The organism is Kitasatospora sp. NPDC058032, assembly GCF_042885845.1.
Classification (GTDB): Bacteria; Actinomycetota; Actinomycetes; order Streptomycetales; family Streptomycetaceae; genus Kitasatospora.
The window spans coordinates 124,558-144,428 of record NZ_JBHVRK010000019.1 but is presented as its reverse complement, the minus strand read 5'-3'; the positions used below and the strand labels follow the sequence as shown (position 1 = coordinate 144,428).

General features: G+C 71.5%; 16 protein-coding genes and 1 tRNA gene. 6 read left to right on the top strand and 11 right to left on the bottom strand.

Annotated elements, in window-relative coordinates; genetic code table 11:
- The first annotated feature begins 18 nt into the window (after positions 1–18).
- The gene (locus tag ACFVUH_RS27255) at positions 19–954 is read left to right on the top strand and encodes a class I SAM-dependent methyltransferase (RefSeq protein ID WP_387915862.1); all 936 of its coding nucleotides are present in this window, start codon (positions 19–21) and stop codon (positions 952–954) included.
- Positions 955–1,004: 50 nt separating this feature from the next.
- On the opposite strand, the gene ACFVUH_RS27250 is transcribed toward ACFVUH_RS27255, so the two are convergent.
- The 7 genes from ACFVUH_RS27250 to ACFVUH_RS27220 form a co-directional block, all read right to left on the bottom strand.
- Complete coding sequence (locus ACFVUH_RS27250; RefSeq protein WP_355362180.1) at positions 1,005–1,358, bottom strand: DUF6087 family protein; 354 nt, start codon at positions 1,356–1,358, stop codon at positions 1,005–1,007.
- Positions 1,359–1,539: 181 nt separating this feature from the next.
- Entirely contained in the window at positions 1,540–3,270 is a 1,731-nt protein-coding gene (metG, locus tag ACFVUH_RS27245; RefSeq protein ID WP_387915860.1) for a methionine--tRNA ligase, read from the bottom strand.
- Between the two features lie 253 nt (positions 3,271–3,523).
- Entirely contained in the window at positions 3,524–3,715 is a 192-nt protein-coding gene (locus ACFVUH_RS27240; protein WP_355362176.1) for a DUF397 domain-containing protein, read from the bottom strand.
- A 31-nt stretch (positions 3,716–3,746) separates the two neighbouring features.
- Positions 3,747–3,938 (bottom strand): DUF397 domain-containing protein, encoded by a 192-nt coding sequence (locus tag ACFVUH_RS27235; RefSeq protein WP_387915859.1) that lies wholly within the window; start codon positions 3,936–3,938, stop codon positions 3,747–3,749.
- Positions 3,935–4,798 (bottom strand): helix-turn-helix transcriptional regulator, encoded by an 864-nt coding sequence (locus ACFVUH_RS27230; protein ID WP_355362172.1) that lies wholly within the window; start codon positions 4,796–4,798, stop codon positions 3,935–3,937. Before ACFVUH_RS27230 ends, ACFVUH_RS27235 begins: the two co-directional genes overlap by 4 nt.
- 529 nt (positions 4,799–5,327) lie before the next feature.
- A complete protein-coding gene (locus ACFVUH_RS27225) occupies positions 5,328–5,930 on the bottom strand; it encodes a GNAT family protein (protein WP_355362170.1) in 603 nt (200 codons plus the stop codon).
- 127 nt (positions 5,931–6,057) lie between these two features.
- Entirely contained in the window at positions 6,058–7,341 is a 1,284-nt protein-coding gene (locus tag ACFVUH_RS27220) for an adenylosuccinate synthase (RefSeq protein ID WP_355362168.1), read from the bottom strand.
- Between the two features lie 126 nt (positions 7,342–7,467).
- Here ACFVUH_RS27220 and ACFVUH_RS27215 point away from each other — a divergent pair, with 126 nt between their 5' ends.
- From ACFVUH_RS27215 to purM, 3 genes are all read left to right on the top strand, one after another.
- A complete protein-coding gene (locus ACFVUH_RS27215) occupies positions 7,468–8,385 on the top strand; it encodes a diacylglycerol kinase (protein WP_387915858.1) in 918 nt (305 codons plus the stop codon).
- Positions 8,386–8,616: 231 nt separating this feature from the next.
- Positions 8,617–10,200 (top strand): amidophosphoribosyltransferase, encoded by a 1,584-nt coding sequence (gene purF / locus ACFVUH_RS27210; RefSeq protein WP_355362164.1) that lies wholly within the window; start codon positions 8,617–8,619, stop codon positions 10,198–10,200.
- A gap of 76 nt (positions 10,201–10,276) precedes the next feature.
- Positions 10,277–11,365 (top strand): phosphoribosylformylglycinamidine cyclo-ligase, encoded by a 1,089-nt coding sequence (gene purM, locus ACFVUH_RS27205; protein ID WP_355362162.1) that lies wholly within the window; start codon positions 10,277–10,279, stop codon positions 11,363–11,365.
- A 167-nt stretch (positions 11,366–11,532) separates the two neighbouring features.
- Here the strand turns inward: purM and ACFVUH_RS27200 are convergent, their stop codons facing one another.
- Both ACFVUH_RS27200 and ACFVUH_RS27195 read right to left on the bottom strand, forming a co-directional pair.
- A complete protein-coding gene (locus ACFVUH_RS27200) occupies positions 11,533–11,790 on the bottom strand; it encodes a DUF3073 domain-containing protein (RefSeq protein ID WP_327679361.1) in 258 nt (85 codons plus the stop codon).
- 415 nt (positions 11,791–12,205) lie between these two features.
- Positions 12,206–13,366, bottom strand: a complete 1,161-nt coding sequence (locus tag ACFVUH_RS27195) for a Glu/Leu/Phe/Val dehydrogenase dimerization domain-containing protein (RefSeq protein WP_387915857.1) — start codon at positions 13,364–13,366, stop codon at positions 12,206–12,208.
- A 236-nt stretch (positions 13,367–13,602) separates the two neighbouring features.
- Between ACFVUH_RS27195 and ACFVUH_RS27190 the strand changes: the two genes are divergently transcribed.
- Together ACFVUH_RS27190 and bldC are read left to right on the top strand one after the other, a co-directional pair.
- On the top strand, positions 13,603–14,517 hold the full coding sequence (locus tag ACFVUH_RS27190; protein WP_387915856.1) for a hypothetical protein: 915 nt from the start codon (positions 13,603–13,605) through the stop codon (positions 14,515–14,517).
- 546 nt (positions 14,518–15,063) lie between these two features.
- Positions 15,064–15,270: a developmental transcriptional regulator BldC gene (gene bldC, locus ACFVUH_RS27185; RefSeq protein ID WP_014137253.1), complete on the top strand. Its 207-nt coding sequence runs from the start codon at positions 15,064–15,066 to the stop codon at positions 15,268–15,270.
- A gap of 388 nt (positions 15,271–15,658) precedes the next feature.
- Here bldC and ACFVUH_RS27180 read toward each other — a convergent pair.
- Together ACFVUH_RS27180 and hrpA are read right to left on the bottom strand one after the other, a co-directional pair.
- Positions 15,659–15,732: transfer RNA gene (locus ACFVUH_RS27180), tRNA-Asp, on the bottom strand.
- A 129-nt stretch (positions 15,733–15,861) separates the two neighbouring features.
- Positions 15,862–19,863: an ATP-dependent RNA helicase HrpA gene (gene hrpA / locus ACFVUH_RS27175; protein ID WP_387915855.1), complete on the bottom strand. Its 4,002-nt coding sequence runs from the start codon at positions 19,861–19,863 to the stop codon at positions 15,862–15,864.
- Positions 19,864–19,871: the final 8 nt, after the last annotated feature.

Genomic DNA, 19,871 nt, shown 5'->3' with positions numbered 1-19,871 from the left:
GAGAGGACGGAGTTCCCCATGGCCCCGCACGCCCACACCCCCCAGCACGGCCACGCCCACGGTCACGCCCACGGCCACGCGCCCGCCCACCAGCACGCTCACCAGCACGGCCAGGAGGCCGAGTTCGACTGGGACGCCCTCGCCGGTCACCTGGAGCGCGAGGCCGAACTCAAGGTCCCGGCGGTCACCGAGGCCGCCCGGTGGCTGGGCGGGCTGCTGGACGGCGCCCCCGTCCACCGGGTGCTCGACGTGGGCAGCGGCCCCGGCGTGGTCGCCGGGCTGCTCGCGGACGCCTTCCCGTCCGCCGAGGTCGTCGCCGTCGACCGGTCGGACGCCCTGCTGGAGCGCGCCCGCACCCGCTCGGCCGGTCGTGTCGGTACCCACCGCGCCGACCTGCCGGAGGAGTTCGGCACGCTCGGCAGGGCCGACCTGGTCTGGTCCGGCAATGCGATCCACCACCTGGGCGACCAGCAGGCCGCGCTGACCGCGCTGGCCGCGACCCTGCGCCCGGGCGGTCTGCTGGCCGTTGCCGAGGGTGGCCTCCCGGCCCGCTACCTCCCGCGCGACCTCGGCCTCGGCCGCCCCGGCCTGCAGGCCCGCCTGGACGCGGCGCACGAGGAGACCTTCGCGGCGATGCGCGAGTCCGTCCCGGACGCGGTGGCGGTGGTCGAGGACTGGCCGGCCCTGCTGGCCGCCGCCGGGCTGATCCCCACCGGCAGCCGGACCTTCCTGGTCGACCACCCGGCCCCGCTGGACACCCCGGCCCGCGAGTTCCTGCACGCCCAGCTCTCGCGCCGCCGCGGTCAGACGGCCGAGCTGCTGGACGAGGCCGACCTCGCCGCGCTGGACGCCCTGCTGGACCCCGAGGCCCCCACCGGCATCCTCGCCCGCCCCGACGCCTTCTACCTCGCGGCCCTCACCGTGCACACGGCCCGGAAGGTCCGGGTGTTCTGACCCGAGAGGTCGGGGACGCGGCCGGCGGGTGGCTCGCCGGCGGCCGGCCGTCAGTGGTCCGGCTTGCGGTGCCGGCCGGTTCCCCGGCGCAGCAGCGGGACGGGCGCGTCCGCCTGCGGGAAGAGCGCCTGCGGCCCGGACGCCCGTTCGGGGCGGACGATCAGCGGATAGGCCCCGGCGTAGTCCTGTGCCACCGCCAGGGGCTGCCAGGTGTGGCCGTCCCACTCGACCACCAGCCGGGGCACGTCCTGGAAGAGGTGGGCGGCACGCCGGGGCCCGGGGGCGAGGGTGATCGCGTCCCGCGTCCCCGGCGCCCGGCGGCGGCGTGCCCGCTCGGCGTACCAGTCGGCCAACGGCTCGTCGGCCAGGGGTTCTTCGGTGAACGGATCGTCCTCGGCGGCCATCGTCGGCGCCTCCCTCGCGTGTCGGTCGGGGACGGCCAGTCTGGCCGATCCGCCAGGGGCCGGGCGATTCCACGATCGGGTGAAAAACCGATGGACGGCCGCCTCCCCGCGCGGGGAGACGGCCGTCCATCGAACGCGCACCCATTCGAACGCACGCCTACTCGGCCACGCGCCCGCGTGCCTACGCGCCGCCGCCGAAGCGCTCGGTCCAGGAGGCCAGGTCCTCGTCCGTGATCTTCGCGAACAGCACCGGCGGCACCGTGAACGGCGTCCCGGCCGGCACCGCGTCCAGCGCCCGCGCCGCGTCCGCGTCCACCCAGGTGGTGGTGCGCGCCGGGGCGTCGGCGGGCAGCGCGAAGGCCTCGCGCATCGCCTGCGCCGCCGCCGGGATGAACGGCTCGGAGACCACCGCGTACAGGTGGATGAGGTTCATCGCCGTGCGCAGCGTCAGCGCCGCCGCCTCCGGGTCGGTCTTCACCTGCAGCCAGGGCGCCTTCTCGTCCAGGTAGGCGTTGCCCGCGCTCCACAGGGTGCGCAGGCTCTGCGCCGCCTTGCGGAAGTTGAGCGCCTCCAGCTGCGCCTCGTAGTCGGCCAGCAGTTCGGCGATCTGCGCGCCCAGCCGCTGCTCCGCCTCGCCCGCCGGGTTCCCGGCCGGCACGTCGTCGCCGAACCGCTTGCGGCTGAAGGACAGCACCCGGTTGACGAAGTTGCCGAGGGTGTCGGCGAGGTCCTTGTTGACCACCGAGGCGAAGAGGTCCCAGGTGAAGCTGGAGTCGTCCGACTCGGGCGCGTGGGCCATCAGGAAGTAGCGCCAGTAGTCGGCCGGCAGCAGCTCCAGGGCGACGTCGGTGAAGATGCCGCGCTTCTGGCTGGTGGAGAACTTCCCGCCGTAGTACGTCAGCCAGTTGAAGGCCTTGACGTAGTCGACCTTCTTCCAGGGCCTGCGCGAGCCGAGGATCGTGGCCGGGAACATCACCGTGTGGAACGGGACGTTGTCCTTGGCCATGAACTCGGTGTAGCGGACCGTCTCGTCCGCCTCGTACCACCAGGACTTCCAGTCCCGCAGCTCGCCGGCCGGCGCCGCGTCCGACCACTCCTTCGTCGCGCCGATGTACTCGATCGGCGCGTCGAACCAGACGTAGAAGACCTTGCCCGCGGCCGCCAGCTCCGGCCACACGTCGGCCGGGACCGGCACGCCCCACTCCAGGTCACGGGTGATCGCGCGGTCCTGCAGGCCCTCGGTCAGCCACTTGCGGGCGATCGAGGAGGCCAGCACCGGCCACTCGTCGCCGTGCGCGGCGACCCAGTCCTCCACCTGCCCGGTCAGCTTCGACTGGAGCAGGAACAGGTGCGTGGTCTCCCGCACCTCCAGGTCCGCGCTGCCGCTGATCGCCGAGCGCGGCTCCAGCAGGTCGGTCGGGTCCAGCACGCGGGTGCAGTTCTCGCACTGGTCGCCGCGGGCCTTGTCGTAGCCGCAGTGCGGGCAGGTGCCGACGATGTACCGGTCCGGCAGGAAGCGGCCGTCCGCGTTGGAGTACACCTGGCGGATCGCCCGCTCCTCGATGAAGCCGTTGGCGTGCAGCTCGCGCGCGATCTCCTGGGTGATCTCCCGGTTCTGCGGCGAGGAGCTGCGGCCGAAGTAGTCGAAGGAGAGCCGGAAGCCGTCGTAGACCGCCTTCTGCTGCCCGTGCGCCCGCGCGCAGAACTCCGCCACCGGCAGCCCTGCCTCCTGCGCGGCCAGCTCGGCCGGTGTCCCGTGCTCGTCGGTCGCGCAGATGTACAGCACCTCGTGCCCGCGCTGGCGCAGGTACCGCGAGTAGACGTCCGCCGGCAGCATGGACCCGACCATGTTGCCCAGGTGCTTGATCCCGTTGATATAGGGGAGGGCGCTGGTGATCAGGTGCCGAGCCATCCTCGGATGCTCCGATTTCTCCCGCACGCACCCCTGTCCCGGAGTGCCGTGACGGGCGCAGGGTCTGGGGCGGCGAGGAGAACCGGGCACAGGCGCCGCCTCCCGGGCTGCCGGCCAGAGCGACGTTCCACTGTGGGCTCCCCAATCCTAGCGAAGCCCACCCCTCCCCCTCGCGTCCATTTCCCCGGGTCCGGTGCGCTGCGCTCCGCCGCCCGCTCGCGCGGAGCGAGGGGGCGGCGGAGCGGGACACGCCCTAACGCTCGACGAAGTGGTCGAACTCGCCGGCCTTCACACCGAGGACGAAGGCGGCCCACTTGCGGGGGGTGGTGCGGACGACGATGGCGTCGTTCCTGGGGTCGCGGATCTCGACCATGCCGTTGACGGTGCGGATCTCGAGGGCGTCGTCGCCCTCGCCGCCGGGGGCGGCCTTCTGCCAGGTGTCCATGGAGGTGGCTCCTTTGTCGGAGGTGGGTGGGCTACCGGGTGGTGAGGTGGTCGAACTCGCCGCGCTTGACGCCCTCGATCCAGCGGGCGAAGGCCTCGGTGGTGGTGGTGACGGCGGAGTCGGGGGTGTCGGACTCGCGGATCTCGATCTGTCCGCCGGCGGCCCGCACTTCGAGGCACTGGTTGCTGTTGCCGCTCATCGAGGACTTCTGCCAGTCGGTCATCGGGGTGGCCGGCCTTCCAGGTCCGTCATGATGCGCCGGACGAAGTCGCGGGTCTCCTCGGGGGCCAGGGCGAGGGAGTCGGACTCGGTGACGATCGAGCGGTAGGACGCCAGGTCCGCCTCCGAGTCGATGAACTGCGGTCCCTGGGTCAGGTCGATCTGCACCGTGTCGAGCTCGGGGACCGGTCCGTGGGCGAGGAAGAGGTCCTCGCCCGAGCCGGGATAGGTGTCGACGCTGAAGGGGATCGCGCGGACGGTGACCCCGGGGCGCTCGGCGTCGTCCAGGAGGCTGGCGAGCTGTTCGCGCAGGACCGCGGGGCCGCCGAACTGCATCCGCAGCGCGGCCTCGTGTATGAACGCGGTGAACGGCCGGCCGGCGGCCAGGACCTGCTGGCGCTCGGTGCGGAAGGCGGTCCGTACGTCGGCGTCGTGGCGCGGCAGCGGCGGACGCAGCCGGGCGAACATCGCGGCGGCGTACCGGCTGGTCTGGAGCAGGCCCGGGATCGAGGTGGTGTTCAGGACGAGCAGGGACTCGGCGTGGTGCTCCAGCTCGGCGATGTCGAGCATCCCGGCGGGGACGCGACCGCGGAAGTGGTGCCACCAGTGCTTGCCGCGGTCCTGGGTCATCAGCGTCAGGGCCTCGACGAGCGGGGGGTTGGAGCAGCGGCAGGCGGCGGCCCAGGAGCGGAGGCGGTCGGCGCTGATGCCCGACTTCCCGTTCTCCATCTGGGAGATCTTGGGAACGTCCGTGCCCAGGGCCGCCGCCATGGCCTTCGGGGTCATGCCCGCGTGCTCGCGCAACTTGCGCAGTTCCGACCCGAGTCGTTGCTGGCGCACGCTGGGCGACAGGCGTGGGGGCATGCGCGTCTCTCCTCGGTCGGTGCCTTCGGTGCAGTTTGCCGCCCCGTGGACACCGGGTCCACCGTGTCGCTCGATAGGGTGAAGTGCGCCAGACGCAGTAGCAACTGTTGCCCCTGAAACCCTAGCGTCGTCGCCACGGGGCCGGTCTGCGCCGGCAGCCGGGCCCCACCCCTCAACTGGACTGGAGACAGTCGATGTTGCTTCCACCGGGGACCGGGGCCGAGCCCGACGGGTCGCGCCGCGGGTGGCCGCGCGGTGCCGTCGGGCCGGACTCGGCTCGAACTCGTGCGCGAGGGCTTGACCTCGCCGCCGCTTTGGCCGATGACTGGGGTGTGGAACTCATCGGGGTGTGCGGCGAGGCGGTCCGGGCCGTGGCGGCGGTCGATCGCTGATGGCCGTGGTGTTGCTGACGGGCCTGCTGGTGTCGGTGGTCTTCGTCGGGGTGGTCGCGCAGATCATCGCGACCCGTCAGCCACGGGAACGGCGGTCGGGCAAACGGGACTTGGCGCCCCGCAAGGAGAAATAGCGGTCAGCCGGCGGCGAGCCGCCGCTCCAGGCGGGCGCGGGCGGCCGGCCACTCGTCGCGCAGCATCCCGAAGTGGGCGGTGTCCCGCCAGACGCCGTTGGCGCGCCGCTTGTCGCGGCGGTGCACACCCTCGAACCGGGCGCCCAGCCGCTGGATCGCTTGGCGCGAACGGTCGTTGAGCGCGTCGGTCTTCCAGAACACCCGGCCCATGCCCAACTCGTCGAACGCGTGGACGAGCAGCAGCAGCTTCGCCTCGGTGTTGACGGCGGTGCGCCAGACCGACCGGGCGTACCAGGTGCCGCCGATCTCGACGAGCTCGTCCTCGGCGCTGAACGCGTAGTAGCCGGTGATGCCGACGGCCCGGCCGGACGCGAGCTCGATCACGGCGAACTTCACGGCCCTCCCGGCCGCCGCCTCGGCGAGCCGGAAGTCGAGGATCGCGCCGAGCTCCTCCTCCGACGCCGGCGGGGCGAACGGGATCCACCGCCACACCTCCGGGTCCGGGCCGACGGTGTCCCACAGGTCGGACAGGTGGCGGCGCTCCAGCGGCTCCAGACGGACGTGGCGGCCGGTGAGGACGACAGGGACGGGCAGCTTCGCGGTCATGACCCGGAACGGTAGCCAAACAATGCACTAGAGGCAATCAATTTTTGTGCTAGTTCAATGATTCGGGGGCAAAGGAAGAGGCCCTGCGGACCGAGCGGTCCGCAGGGCCTCCCCGGGAGGGCCCGGCCTACAGGAACGAGTTGATCTGGATCGTCTCGTCGCGGCCCGGGCCGACGCCGATGGCCGAGATCGGGGCGCCCGACATCTCCTCCAGCGCCTTCACGTACGCCTGGGCGTTCTTCGGCAGCTCGGCGAAGGTCTTCGCCTTGCTGATGTCCTCGCTCCAGCCCGGCAGCGTCTCGTAGATCGGCTTGGCGTGGTGGAAGTCGGACTGGTTGTACGGCAGCTCCTCGACCCGCTGCCCGTCGATCTCGTACGCCACGCAGACCGGGATCTGCTCCCAGCCGGTGAGCACGTCGAGCTTGGTGAGGAAGAAGTCGGTGAGGCCGTTGACCCGGGTCGCGTAGCGCGCGATCACCGCGTCGAACCAGCCGCAGCGGCGGTCGCGGCCGGTGGTGACACCGCGCTCGCCGCCGATGCGGCGCAGCGCCTCGCCGTCCTCGTCGAGCAGCTCGGTCGGGAACGGGCCGGAGCCGACGCGGGTGGTGTAGGCCTTCAGGATGCCGATGACCCGGTCGATCTTGGTGGGGCCGATGCCGGAGCCGGTGCAGGCGCCGCCCGAGGTCGGGTTGCTGGAGGTGACGAACGGGTACGTGCCGTGGTCGACGTCGAGCAGGGTGCCCTGGCCGCCCTCCAGCAGGACGACCTTGCCGGCCTTCAGCGCCTCGTCGAGCACCAGGGTGGTGTCGGCCAGGAACGGCTTGATCTTGTCCGCGTAGCCCAGGTACTCCTCCAGCACCAGGTCGGCGGGGATGGCGCGGCGGTTGTACAGCTTGACCAGCAGCTGGTTCTTGTCGTGCAGCGCCGCCTCGATCTTCTGGCGCAGGATCGACTCGTCGAAGAGGTCCTGGACCCGGATGCCGACGCGGTTGATCTTGTCCGCGTAGGTCGGGCCGATGCCGCGGCCGGTGGTGCCGATCCGGCGCTTGCCGAGGAAGCGCTCGGTGACCTTGTCCAGGGTGCGGTGGTACGGCGTGATCAGGTGGGCGTTGCCCGAGACCAGCAGCTTGGAGGTGTCGATGCCGCGCTCGTTCAGGCCGTTGAGCTCGGAGAGCAGCACGCCCGGGTCGATGACGACGCCGTTGCCGATCACCGGCGTCACATTCGGGCTGAGGATGCCGGAAGGCAGCAGGTGCAGCGCGTACTTCTGGTCGCCGATGACCACCGTGTGACCGGCGTTGTTGCCGCCCTGGTAACGGACGACGTAGTCGACGGAGCCGCCGAGGAGGTCGGTCGCCTTCCCCTTGCCCTCGTCTCCCCACTGAGCGCCAACGAGCACGAGTGCCGGCACAGGCGTACACCCCTTCCGGTTGGGGCATCCTGCGTAGGCCGCAGTCTGCCCCGAGATAGACGAAGCCCCTGGCGCAATAGCGCAAGGGGCTCTTGCACCGAGAGATTACCTGAGGAAGGACCGGTTGTGTCGTCCCTGTCCACGCCCGCAACCGGCGGCCCGGAGCCGCTTCTCCTGCTCCTCGACCCGGCGGCCCGGCAGTCCGACGGCGAGTCGGTGCGGATCGCGAAGGACGTTCTCTCCGGCGGGACGGACGTCAAGGTGGCCTGTCCGGAGACGCCTTCCGAGCTCGACCGGGTGCTTTCGCACCGCGGCCGGCGGCGACCGGTGGTGATCGGTTCCGATCTCGCCCTCCAGCGGGTGCTCCAGGCGCTCTACCGCCAACGTGAGCTGGGGACGGACCCGGTGGGCCTGGTGCCGGTCGGCCGGCCGGAGGAGGTGGCGGCGGCCCGCGGACTGGGCGTTCCGGCGGCCCCGGTGGCGGCGGCGCGGGCGGTGCTGGCGGGGGCGCCGCGGAAGCTGGACCTGCTGGTCGACGACGGTGGCGGGGTGGCGCTCGGCGGGGTGCGGATCTCGGGAAGCGGGTCGCGGCGGCCGGTGGGCCGTCCGAGTGGCTGGCGTTCGCTATGGGCGAAATTGGCTGCGGCCGAGCAGGGGACCGTGCTCACGCCGGATCGGGCCGGGCGGACCGGACGCCCGGGCCGGGGCGAGCCGGGTGCGGGGGAGCAGAGCTCGCGGCTGCGGGTCGAGGCGGACGGCCGGCTGCTCGCCGACGTGCACCGGCCGGTTCGGGTGGTCCAGGTGACCCTGCCGGCCGGCGAGGCGGTCGGCGAGGGCGTGATGGAGATCGTGGTCCGCGCCCCCGGCGCCCTGCTCAGGGCGAAGGCGGCCAGCGTCTCGGTGGCCGGCCGCGGCTTCGGCTACCTGGCGGACGGCCGCCCGGTCGGGCCGGTCCGGGCCCGCACCTGGACGGTCCACCCGGGGTGCTGGGGCCTGCTGCTGCCCGCCGCGCCGCCGCCCCGCGCCGACGGTGCCCCCGGGTGAGCAGGCTCACGTTGGACGAACGGCGGACGAACGCCGGGCGAAGCGCCGGACCCGCCCGGAACGCGCCAACGGGCGCGGGCCGCAAGGCCGGGCGGGTTCGCCGTCCGCTCCCGGAGGTGCAAACCCGCCTCCGGTAAGGGGTTTTGTCTACGCGCGTTACCTGCCCACGCCCGGTCAGCTCCGGTCGCCCGGGTGCCGGAGGGCCGGATCGGCTGGCCTAGACTCGAAGGCGTGCCACGTGGTGACGGAAGACTCAACCACGATCTTCTTCCCGGTGAGAAAGGCCCCCAGGACGCTTGCGGCGTCTTCGGTGTCTGGGCTCCCGGCGAGGAGGTCGCCAAGCTCACGTTCTTCGGCCTTTACGCCCTGCAGCACCGCGGTCAGGAATCCGCGGGCATCGCAGTGAGCAACGGCTCCCAGATTCTCGTCTTCAAGGACATGGGACTCGTCTCCCAGGTCTTCGACGAGGCCTCGCTGGGGTCGTTGCACGGGCATATCGCCGTCGGACACGCCCGCTACTCGACCACCGGTTCCTCGGTCTGGGAGAACGCCCAGCCGACCTTCCGGGCGACCGTGCACGGCTCGCTGGCCCTCGGTCACAACGGAAACCTGGTGAACACCGCCGAACTGGCGGCGATGGTCGCCGAACTCCCCGGCGAGGAGCACGTCTCCCGCTCCGGGAGGACGGCCGCGACCAACGACACCGACCTGGTGACGGCGCTGCTCGCCGGCCACCCGGAGCTCTCCATCGAGGAGACCGCCAAGGTCGTCCTGCCCAAGGTCAAGGGCGCCTTCTCGCTCGTCTTCATGGACGAGAACACGCTCTACGCCGCCCGTGACCCGCAGGGCATCCGCCCGCTGGTGCTGGGCCGGCTGGAGCGCGGCTGGGTGGTCGCCTCCGAGACCGCGGCGCTGGACATCTGCGGCGCCTCCTTCATCCGCGAGGTCGAGCCGGGCGAGCTCATCGCCATCGACGAGAACGGCATGCGCACCTCCCGGTTCGCCGAGGCGAAGCCCAAGGGCTGCGTCTTCGAGTACGTCTACCTCGCCCGCCCGGACACCACCATCGCCGGCCGCAACGTCCACCTCTCCCGCGTGGAGATGGGCCGCCGGCTGGCGAAGGAGGCCCCGGTCGAGGCCGACCTGGTGATAGCGACGCCCGAGTCCGGCACCCCGGCCGCGATCGGGTACGCCGAGGCCAGCGGCATCCCCTACGGCTCCGGCCTGGTGAAGAACGCCTACGTGGGCCGCACCTTCATCCAGCCCAGCCAGACCATCCGCCAGCTCGGCATCCGGCTGAAGCTCAACCCGCTGCGCGAGGTCATCCGGGGCAAGCGCCTGGTCGTGGTCGACGACTCGATCGTCCGCGGCAACACCCAGCGCGCCCTGGTGAAGATGCTCCGCGAGGCCGGCGCCGCCGAGGTCCACATCCGGATCTCCTCGCCGCCGGTGAAGTGGCCGTGCTTCTTCGGCATCGACTTCGCCACCCGCGCGGAGCTGATCGCCAACGGCATGACCATCGAGGAGATCGGCCGCACCCTCGGCGCGGACTCGCTCTCCTACATCTCGATCGACGGCATGATCGAGGCCACCAAGCAGCCGAAGGACCGGCTCTGCCGGGCCTGCTTCGACGGTGAGTACCCGATGGAGCTGCCGGACCCGGCGCTGCTCGGCAAGCTCCTGCTGGAGGCCGAGATCAAGGGCGGCCAGCAGACCCCCGCGGTCCGCGGCAAGCCGACCAGCGGCAGCGACCTGGACGGCGTCCAGTCGCTGCTCGGCGGGGCGGGCGCGGCCGACGCGCTGCGCCGCCCGTAACGAGCCCACGGTGGGGTCCCGCGAACCGGGGCCCCACCGCTGTTCCAACCCCCACCACAGACCCGAAAGGGCCGCAGTGACCAGCTCCAACCAGAACGGCGCCACCTACGCCGCCGCCGGTGTCGACATCGAGGCGGGCGACCGCGCCGTCGAGCTCATGAAGCAGTGGGTGAAGAAGGCCAACCGCCCCGAGGTGGTCGGCGGTCTCGGCGGCTTCGCCGGCCTCTTCGACGTCTCCGCGTTCAAGAACTACGAGCGGCCGCTGCTGGCCTCGGCCACCGACGGCGTGGGGACCAAGGTGGCCATCGCGGCCGCCATGGACAAGCACGACACCATCGGCCACGACCTGGTCGGCATGGTCGTCGACGACATCGTGGTGTGCGGCGCCGAGCCGCTGTTCATGACCGACTACATCTGCGTCGGCAAGGTCGTCCCGGAGCGGGTCGCCGCGATCGTCAAGGGCATCGCCGAGGGCTGCGCGCTGGCCGGCTGCGCCCTGGTCGGCGGCGAGACCGCCGAGCACCCGGGCCTGCTCGGCCCGGACGAGTACGACGTCGCGGGCGCCGGCACCGGTGTGGTCGAGGCGGACGCGCTGCTGGGCGCCGAGCGGGTCCGGGCCGGCGACGTGGTGATCGCGATGGCCGCCTCCGGCCTGCACTCCAACGGCTACTCGCTGGTCCGCCACGTGCTGCTGAACCAGGCCGGCTGGAAGCTGGACCGCAAGGTCGAGGAGTTCGGCCGCACCCTCGGCGAGGAGCTGCTGGAGCCGACCCGGATCTACTCGCTGGACTGCCTGGCGCTGATCCGGGCCACCGAGGTGCACGCCTTCTCGCACGTCACCGGCGGTGGCCTGGCGGCCAACCTGGCCCGGGTGATCCCGGACGGCCTGCACGCCCGCCTGGACCGTGGCACCTGGACCCCGCTGCCGGTCTTCCGGACCGTCGCGGAGGTCGGCAAGGTGGCCACCCTGGAGATCGAGAAGACGCTCAACATGGGCGTCGGCATGGTCGCGGTCGTCCCGCCGCACTCGGTGGACACCGTGCTGGCGGTCCTGGAGGACCGCGGCGTGGAGTCCTGGGTGCTGGGCGACATCGTCGACCGCACCGCCGAGCACGAGGACGGCGCGGCCCTCTACAACGCCTACGAGGGCTTCACGGCGGGCTGAGCCCGGCCGGTGCGCGGAAGGCCCCTCCGGCAGCGCCGGAGGGGCCTTCCGCGTCCGCTGCCCGAGTGCCCCGGCGTCCGGGGGCGGGTCCGCGGGTGCGGGAACGCCGAAAACCGGCCCGGTGCACTGGGCACCGAGGCCGGTCTGGTCAGACTCGGACTGGGAGACTACGCGCGACGGCGGGCCTGCGAGGGCCCGGTACCCGACTCGGTGTCGTCGTCCTCGCCGTCATCGGCGTAACGAGCCGCGTACTCCGCGTACGGGTCGTCGTCCTCGTCCTCTTCGATCGGCTCCGGCTCGATCGGGGAGGTGGAGGGCGATACGCCCAGCTCGCTGGAGAGACGATTGGCGTCGAACCCGCCGCTGTTGTACTTCAGCTCGCGGGCGACCTTCGTCTGCTTGGCCTTGGCCCGGCCGCGCCCCATGGGTCGACCCCCTCAACGATGGGGCTCACGGCCCCGAGTCTGACACGTGTTCATGATCAAGAGCGGCCTGCCCGAATGGGGAGAACCGTCCCTTGGAGCATTAACGGTACCTGTTTCTGCCGCTGGACGGTACGTCGTCAGTGTGACGTGGCGCGCACCAGCCGCACCCGCGACCAGGTCGTCCCAGGTCAGGGGAGGTTTTGCGGCTTTCTGCACGCTGTCCGGAGGTGTCTCAGGTCCGTTGTTTCCTCGTCGATTATCCCCCCAAGGGGGACCTTGGATCACCCGATCGGGCGCAGAATCGAGAATCCGGTTCCACATTGTGATGCGCGGGGGACGGACGTGGACGTCCCCCGCGCATCACCGGTCGGGTGCCGGGCGGGCACCGGTCGAGCCGGGCCCGGCCGGACCGGGGTCAGCCCCGGCGGGCGCCCGGCAGCAGCACCGAGCGCAGCGCGCTGATCTCGCGCATCCGCTTCTCCGCGAGGCGGTCGGCGGCGACGGCCGGCGGCACGCCGTCGGCGGCGGCCCGGGTGAAGATCTCCAGGGTGGTGTCGAAGATCTTCGTCGCCTTGTTCTTGGCGCGCTCGAAGTTGAAGCCGTCGATCTCGTCGGCGACCTGGATGACGCCGCCGGAGTTCACCAGGTAGTCCGGGGCGTAAAGCAGGCCGCGGTCGGCGAGGTCCTTCTCGACGCCCGGGTGGGCCAGCTGGTTGTTGGCGGCGCCGCAGACGATGGCGGTGCCGGACTCGCCCAGCGCGGCCACCGTGTCGTCGGTGAGGGCGCCACCGAGCGCGCAGGGGGCGTAGACGTCCAGCTTGGCCCGGAGCAGCGCGGCGGTGTCGGCGACGACCTCCACGTCCGGGTGGGCGGCCCGCACGCGGTTGACGGCCGCCTCCGAGACGTCGGTGACGACGACGGTGGCGCCGTCCGCGACCAGGTGGCCGACCAGGTAGTGGCCGACCTTGCCGACGCCGGCCACGCCGACCCGCTTGCCGCGCAGGGTCGGCTGGCCCCAGCGGGCCTGGGCGGAGGCGCGCATGCCCTGGAAGACGCCGAAGGCGGTCAGGATGGACGAGTCGCCGGCGCCGCCGTGCTCGGGCGAGCGGCCGGTGACGAACTCCGTCTCGCGCGCCACGACGTCCATGTCCTGGACGTAGGTGCCCACGTCGCAGGCGGTGATGTAGCGGCCGCGCAGCGACTCGACGAAGCGGCCGTAGGCCCGGAGCATCGCCTCGTTCTTGTCCTTGGCCGGGTCGCCGATGATGACGGCCTTGCCGCCGCCGAGGTCGAGGCCGGCCAGCGCGTTCTTGTAGGACATGCCGCGGGAGAGGTTGAGCGCGTCCTCCAGCGCCGCCTCCTCGGAGGCGTACGGGAAGAAGCGGGTGCCGCCGAGGGCCGGGCCCAGCGCGGTGGAGTGGATGGCGATGATCGCCTTCAGCCCCGAGGAGCGGTCGTGGCACAGGACGACCTGCTCGTGGCCGTCGCCGGTGGCGCCGTCCTGGGAGTTGCCGAAGATCCTGCCGAGCACGCCGGGTACGGGGTGGGTCGGGGCGGCGGTCTGTACGTCGGTCACTGTGGTGACTCCAGTATTCCGAGGCCCGCTTGCTGTGGTGCGGGCGCCTAGGGCGAAGCGTAGTCGCGGGGGCGCCGCCGATCCGCCCCCTTGGCGAAGCTCGTCCCGGTTGTCCGAGGGGTGAGACGGGGAGGCCGTCAGCAGCCCGTTCGTGCCCCGGGGGTGCGTCCGCGAACGGGGCCGCCGACGGGCACCCGCCGCCGGACACTCCCGGTCGGCGGGGGGTGCGTGCGACGATGCAGGACGTGACCGTCGTCCGTACCTCCGTGCTGCCGCCCTACGCCGCGCACCTGCGGGTCTACGAGCCGCTCGCCGCCTACCCGGAGCCCGACCGGGCGCACTGGCAGGCCTTCGCGGCGGAGCACGGCCCGGACGCGCCGGAGGCGGGCCGCTCGGTGGCCGCGGCGGCGCTGGCGGAGCAGCGCACGGCCCTGGCCGAACTGGTCGGCCGCACCCCCCGGGCGCTGCCGGAGCGGGAGAGCGAGCGGGCCTTCGTCCGGCTGGTGGACGAGGTGCTGTACATCTGCCCGTGGGCGACCAGGCTGCGCAACTGGCAGGCGCTGGAGGAGCTGCGGGCCGGGGCGCCGGTGGCGCTGCTGGACACCGCGCTGCCGCCGGCCACCCGGGCGGAGGCGGAGGCGGACCGGGAGCGCTGGCGGACGGAGCACCCGGACGCCCGGCCGTGGATCCTCACCAGCCGGTGGGAGGTGCCGGTGCGGTGGTTCCTGCCGTTCGGGGACGAAGATCGATGCTTCGTTCCCGCAGTGGCGGGGGAGAAGGGAGGGGAAGGAGTCCGGGGGGACCGGGCGTCGGCGTTGTTCTACCTGACGCCGATGGCGCAGGCGCGCCGCCGGGTGGCCCGGGCGTACCGGGCGTTGCGCGAGGCGGTGCCGGAAGGGGAGCTGGTGCGGGGGGCGGAGCAGATCGGGCGGTGGCTGGAGGAGTTCCATCCGCGGTCGCTGGTGGAGCTGGACTACGGGGGGCTGGTGCACCTGCTGGGGCCGGACAGGCTGTCGGCGGACCGTTCGGCCGGGGAACTGGAGGACGGGCTGCGGGCGCTGCGGGCGGGGGACTCGGCGGAGGCGCTGCGCGCGTACGAGGCGCTGACGACGCGCTGGCGGCGGGTGCTGGCGCTGCGCCACGCGAACTGAGCGGGACGGGCCCGGGTGCGGCCGGGCCGGGCTGAGGGGGCGTCATCGCTGGCCGGGGCGGGTGTCGGTGGTGCTTGTAAGACTGTAAGAGTCTTACGGCCTGACCCATATGACCAAGGTCCCGGTTCGGGTCAATACCTGTCGAACGTGACACTACTCACTGTTGACGCGAACTCACCCCTATGTGCAAAAATGGGACAACCAGCCCAACTTCACGTGAGCGCGCCCACTTTTGGGTGGTTCTGGAGTCGATGCGCGCTTTGCGGGGAAACGGAGGGTCTGGTCCCCTCGTAACCGAATGTCACTATTAGGTGACCGCCCGTTATGGGGTGGTCCATCGCGATCCGTCGGCCTTGAACCCGTGAGGGGTCAATTTTGGCGGTTTGGTCGATAGGGCTGGACGGATGGTGTAGTTGTAGACACCAGGACAAGCCGTTCGTCCTATAACCGACTCGGCCCGTCTATGCCATTTCGGGCATCGCGGGCCAAGGTGCAGAATTTGAAGGATAGAACCGCCCTGGTTCGGTTCTCCCGAGGAGGCCGCTCATGACCGCTCGTACCCCCGATGCCGAGCCCCTGCTGACTCCGGCAGAGGTCGCCACCATGTTCCGTGTGGATCCCAAGACCGTGACCCGCTGGGCTAAGGCCGGCAAGCTCACGTCGATCCGCACGCTGGGCGGCCATCGCCGTTACCGTGAGGCGGAGGTGCGCGCCCTGCTGGCCGGTATTCCGGCGCAGCGCACCGAGGCCTGACCGGCCGAACGCTCAAGGCTCTTTCGAAGGGGCCGCTTACCGGACTCCGCCGGGTCCGGTAAGCGGCCCCTTTGTTTGTTCCGGCGCGCCCCGGGTGCAGTTCGTCCACAGCACTCTCGTGCTCGTGCGATCCATCCGGAATGTTGAACTCCGGATAACGATTTGAGGGAGAAGAGGTGGGGGGGATTTACTGTGAATAGCAGTACAATTTTACATATTAAATTAGCCCCTTCTGGGAAGGGTGCCCGAACGGCCGGTTCCCGGGAATGTCGGGTGACGACCATCACACGCATAGTCACTTGTGGTCTAGACCTAGTCCGGGTAAAAGAGCCGGCCCGGCAAACGCGAGAGGCCCGGAACCAAACGGTTCCGGGCCTCTCGACTACGGCGATCCCGACGGGACTTGAACCCGCGACCTCCACCTTGACAGGGTGGCGAGCTAACCAACTGCTCCACGGGACCAGAGTGTTCCTGATCCGTCCGCTCCGCTTGTCCTTGTCGGCCGCGCTGCGAACAAGACAGATCGTAGCCCATGTGGGGCCCCCAGGTCGAACCGGCTCCGAACCGGCTCCCGAGGGCCCCCGGCGCAGCTCAGAGCGTGGCCCTGGCCGCCTCCATCGCCTTGGTGATCCGCTTCTCCGAGACCGGCGACGGCGTGCCCAGCCCCTGGGCGAAGAAGCTGACCCGCAGCTCCTCGATCATCCAGCGGATCGCCCGCACCTCCGGGGAGGGCTCCCGCCCGGCCGGGACGGCCGCCAGCAGCTCCCCGTAGGCCTGCTGGACCTGCTGGACCTTCAGCAGCTGCTGGGCGTCCCGCTGCGGGTGGTTGGGCAGCGCCTCCAGCCGGCGGTCCACCGCCAGCAGGTAGCGCTTGAGGTCCGGCAGCCGCTGCCAGCCGGTCTCGGTGACGAACCCCGGGTGCACCAGCGAGGCCAGGTGCAGCCGGATGTCGTTCACCGGGTTCAGCAGCACCGGGCTGCTCACCGACTTCAGCCGGGTCGACGCCTTGTGGAAGGCGATCAGCGCGGTGGCCGTCTTCAGCGTGGTGTCCGCCGAGAGGTCGTACAGATCGGCCCGGACCTTGTCGCGCAGCACGCCGAACGCCGCCTCGTCCCAGGCCGGTCCGCCGGCCAGCGTCATCAGCCGGTCGGCGGCGCAGGCCACCACGTCCTCGAAGAGCGCCGGGATCGAGCCGTGCGGGTTGTACGACAGCGCGAGCTTGGCCTGGTTGCCCAGCCGGCCCTGGATCGACTTGGCGGGCGAGGTGGTGGAGAGCATCAGCAGCCGCCGGGTGCCCTCCCACATCGCCTGCTCCTGCGCCTGCGGGGTGTCGAACAGCCGGATGCCGACCGTCTCCCGCTCGTCCACCAGTGCCGGGTAGGCGCGCAGCGAGTGGCCGCGGGAACGCTGCTCGAAGGTGCGCTGCAGCACCGGCAGCCCCTCCGGCCAGCCGGTCAGGCCGGACCGCTCGATGCCCCGGCCGGAGGCGGCCGAGGAGAGCGTCTCCTTCAGCTTCGGGTTGAGCCGCTGCCGCAGCTCCTCCAGGTCCTTGGACTCGGCGAGCTTCTTGCGGCCGTCCACCACCCGGAAGGTCACCTTGAGGTGCTCCGGGACCCGTTCCTCGTCCCAGGCCTCCGGCGGTACGGTGACCGCCGTCAGGCGCTTCAGGGCGTGCTCCAGGGCCGGCAGCAGCGGTTCCTGGCGCTCCTGGTGGTTCCTCAGGTCGCGCAGCGCGGCGCGGGCGAAGTCCGGGGCGGGCACGAAGTTGCGCCGCACCGCCTTGGGCAGCGCCTTGATCCAGGCGGTGACCAGTTCCTCGCGCAGGCCCGGGATCTGCCAGTCGAAGCCCTCCGCGGTGACCTGGTTGAGCACCGGCAGCGGGATGTGCACGGTCACGCCGTCCGCGTCGCTGCCCGGTTCGAACTGGTAGGTCAGCTGGAAGCGGAGCTTGCCCTGCTGCCAGTGGTCCGGGTAGTCGGCCTCGGTGACGCCGTCGGCGGCGTCGTTGATCAGCATCGACTTCTCGAAGTTGAGCAGGTCGGGCTGGTCCCGGCGGGCCTGCTTCCACCAGGAGTCGAAGTGCCGGGTGGAGACGATGTCGTCGGGCAGCCGGCCGTCGTAGAACTCGAACAGGGTCTGGTCGTCGACCAGGATGTCCCGGCGGCGGGCCCGGTTCTCCAGCTCCTCGACCTCGCTGAGCAGCTTGCGGTTCTCGGCGAAGAAGCGGTGGTGGGTCTCCCAGTCGCCCTCGACCAGGGCGTTGCGGATGAACAGCTCGCGACAGAGCTCCGGGTCGATCCGGCCGTAGTTGACCTTCCGCTGCGCGACCACCGGCACCCCGTAGAGGGTGACCTTCTCGTACGCCAGGACGGCCCCGGACTTCTTCTCCCAGTGCGGCTCGCTGTAGTTGCGCTTCACCAGGTGGCCGGCCAGCGGCTCGACCCACTCCGGCTCGATCTTCGCGTTGATCCGGGCCCAGAGCCGGGAGGTCTCCACCAGCTCGGCGGACATCACCCAGCGCGGCGGCTTCTTGAACAGGCCGGAGCCGGGGAAGACCGCGAACCGGGCGCCGCGCGCGCCGCCGTACTCGCGCTTCTCCACGTCGAACAGGCCGATGTGCGAGAGCAGGCCGGCCAGCAGCGACTGGTGGATCCGGTCGGCGTCCGGCTCGGCGTCGTCGTGCGCCTCCTCGATGGTGACGCCGAGCTGCTTGGCGACCGTGCGCAGCTGGGAGTAGATGTCCTGCCACTCCCGTATCCGCAGGTAGTTGAGGAACTCGGCCTTGCACATCCGGCGGAACGCGGAGGAGGACAGCTCGCGCTGCTGCTCCCGCACGTAGCGCCACATCGACAGGAAGGCGAGGAAGTCGGAGGTCTCCGAGGTGAAGCGGCGGTGCCGCTCGTCGGCGGCCTGGCGCTTCTCGGCGGGGCGCTCGCGCGGGTCCTGGATGGAGAGCGCGGCGGCGATCACCATGACGTCGCGCACGCAGCCGTTGCGGTCCGCCTCCAGGACCATCCGGGCCATCCGCGGGTCCACCGGGAGCTGGGACAGCTTGCGGCCGAGCGGCGTGAGCCGCTTGCGGACGTCCTTCTCCTCCGGGTCGAGCGCGCCGAGCTCGTGCAGGAGGCTGATGCCGTCCTTGATGTTGCGGGAGTCCGGCGGGTCCAGGAACGGGAAGGCGGCGATGTCGCCGAGGCCGGCGGCGGTCATCTGGAGGATGACCGAGGCCAGGTTGGTGCGCAGGATCTCGGCGTCGGTGAACTCGGGGCGGGAGAGGAAGTCCTCCTCCGAGTAGAGCCGGATGCAGATGCCGTCCGAGGTACGGCCGCAGCGGCCCTTGCGCTGGTTGGCGCTGGCCTGGCTGATCGCCTCGATCGGCAGCCGCTGGACCTTGGTGCGGTGGCTGTAGCGGGAGATCCGGGCGGTGCCGGGGTCGATCACGTACTTGATGCCGGGGACGGTGAGGCTGGTCTCGGCGACGTTGGTGGCCAGCACGATCCGGCGGGAGTGCGAGCGCTGGAAGACCTTGTGCTGCTCGGCGGAGCTCAGCCGGGCGTAGAGCGGCAGGATCTCGGTGCTCTTGAGCTTGAGCTTGGTGAGCGCGTCGGCGGTGTCCCGGATCTCGCGCTCGCCGGAGAGGAAGACCAGGATGTCGCCCGGGCCCTCGGCCTGGAGCTCCTCGGCGGCGTCGCAGATCGCCTGGATCTGGTCGCGGTCGCGGTCGGCCTCGTCGGCGTCGCCGTCCTCGTCGCCCTCGTCCACGACCGGGCGGTAGCGGACCTCGACCGGGTAGGTGCGGCCGGAGACCTCGACGATCGGGGCGTCCTCGAAGTGCCGGGAGAACCGCTCCGGGTCGATGGTCGCCGAGGTGATGATCACCTTGAGGTCGGGGCGGCGGGGCAGCAGCTGCTTGAGGTAGCCGAGCAGGAAGTCGATGTTGAGGCTGCGCTCATGGGCCTCGTCGATGATCAGGGTGTCGTACTGGCGCAGCTCGCGGTCGGTCTGGATCTCGGCGAGCAGGATGCCGTCGGTCATCAGCTTGACCAGGGTGTCCGGGCCGACCTGGTCGGTGAACCGGACCTTCCAGCCGACCGCCTCGCCGAGCGGGCTGCGCAGTTCCTCGGCGACCCGCTCGGCCACCGTGCGGGCGGCGATCCGGCGGGGCTGGGTGTGGCCGACCAGGCCGCGCACGCCGCGGCCCAGCTCCAGGCAGATCTTGGGGATCTGGGTGGTCTTGCCGGAGCCGGTCTCGCCCGCGACGATCACCACCTGGTGATCGCGGACGGCTTCGAGGATCTCGTCCTTCTTCTGGCTGACCGGAAGCTCGGCGGGGTAGTCGATGGCGGGCACGGCGGCGCGGCGGCGCTCGACCACCAGCTCGGCCCTGGCGACGTCGGCGGCGATCTCGGCGGCGATCTTCGCGCGCGCCTCGGGTTTGCGGACCCGGCGCGCGCCGTCCAGCCGGCGGCCGATCCGCACCTGGTCGCGCAGGGTCAGCTCGGGCAGGCGTGCGGCCAGCTCGCCGATTCCGGGCCCCTCGCCCCGGGCGGACTCGGCGGCGGACTGGACTGCGGGAGAACTCACGGCGGGCATCCCTCTAG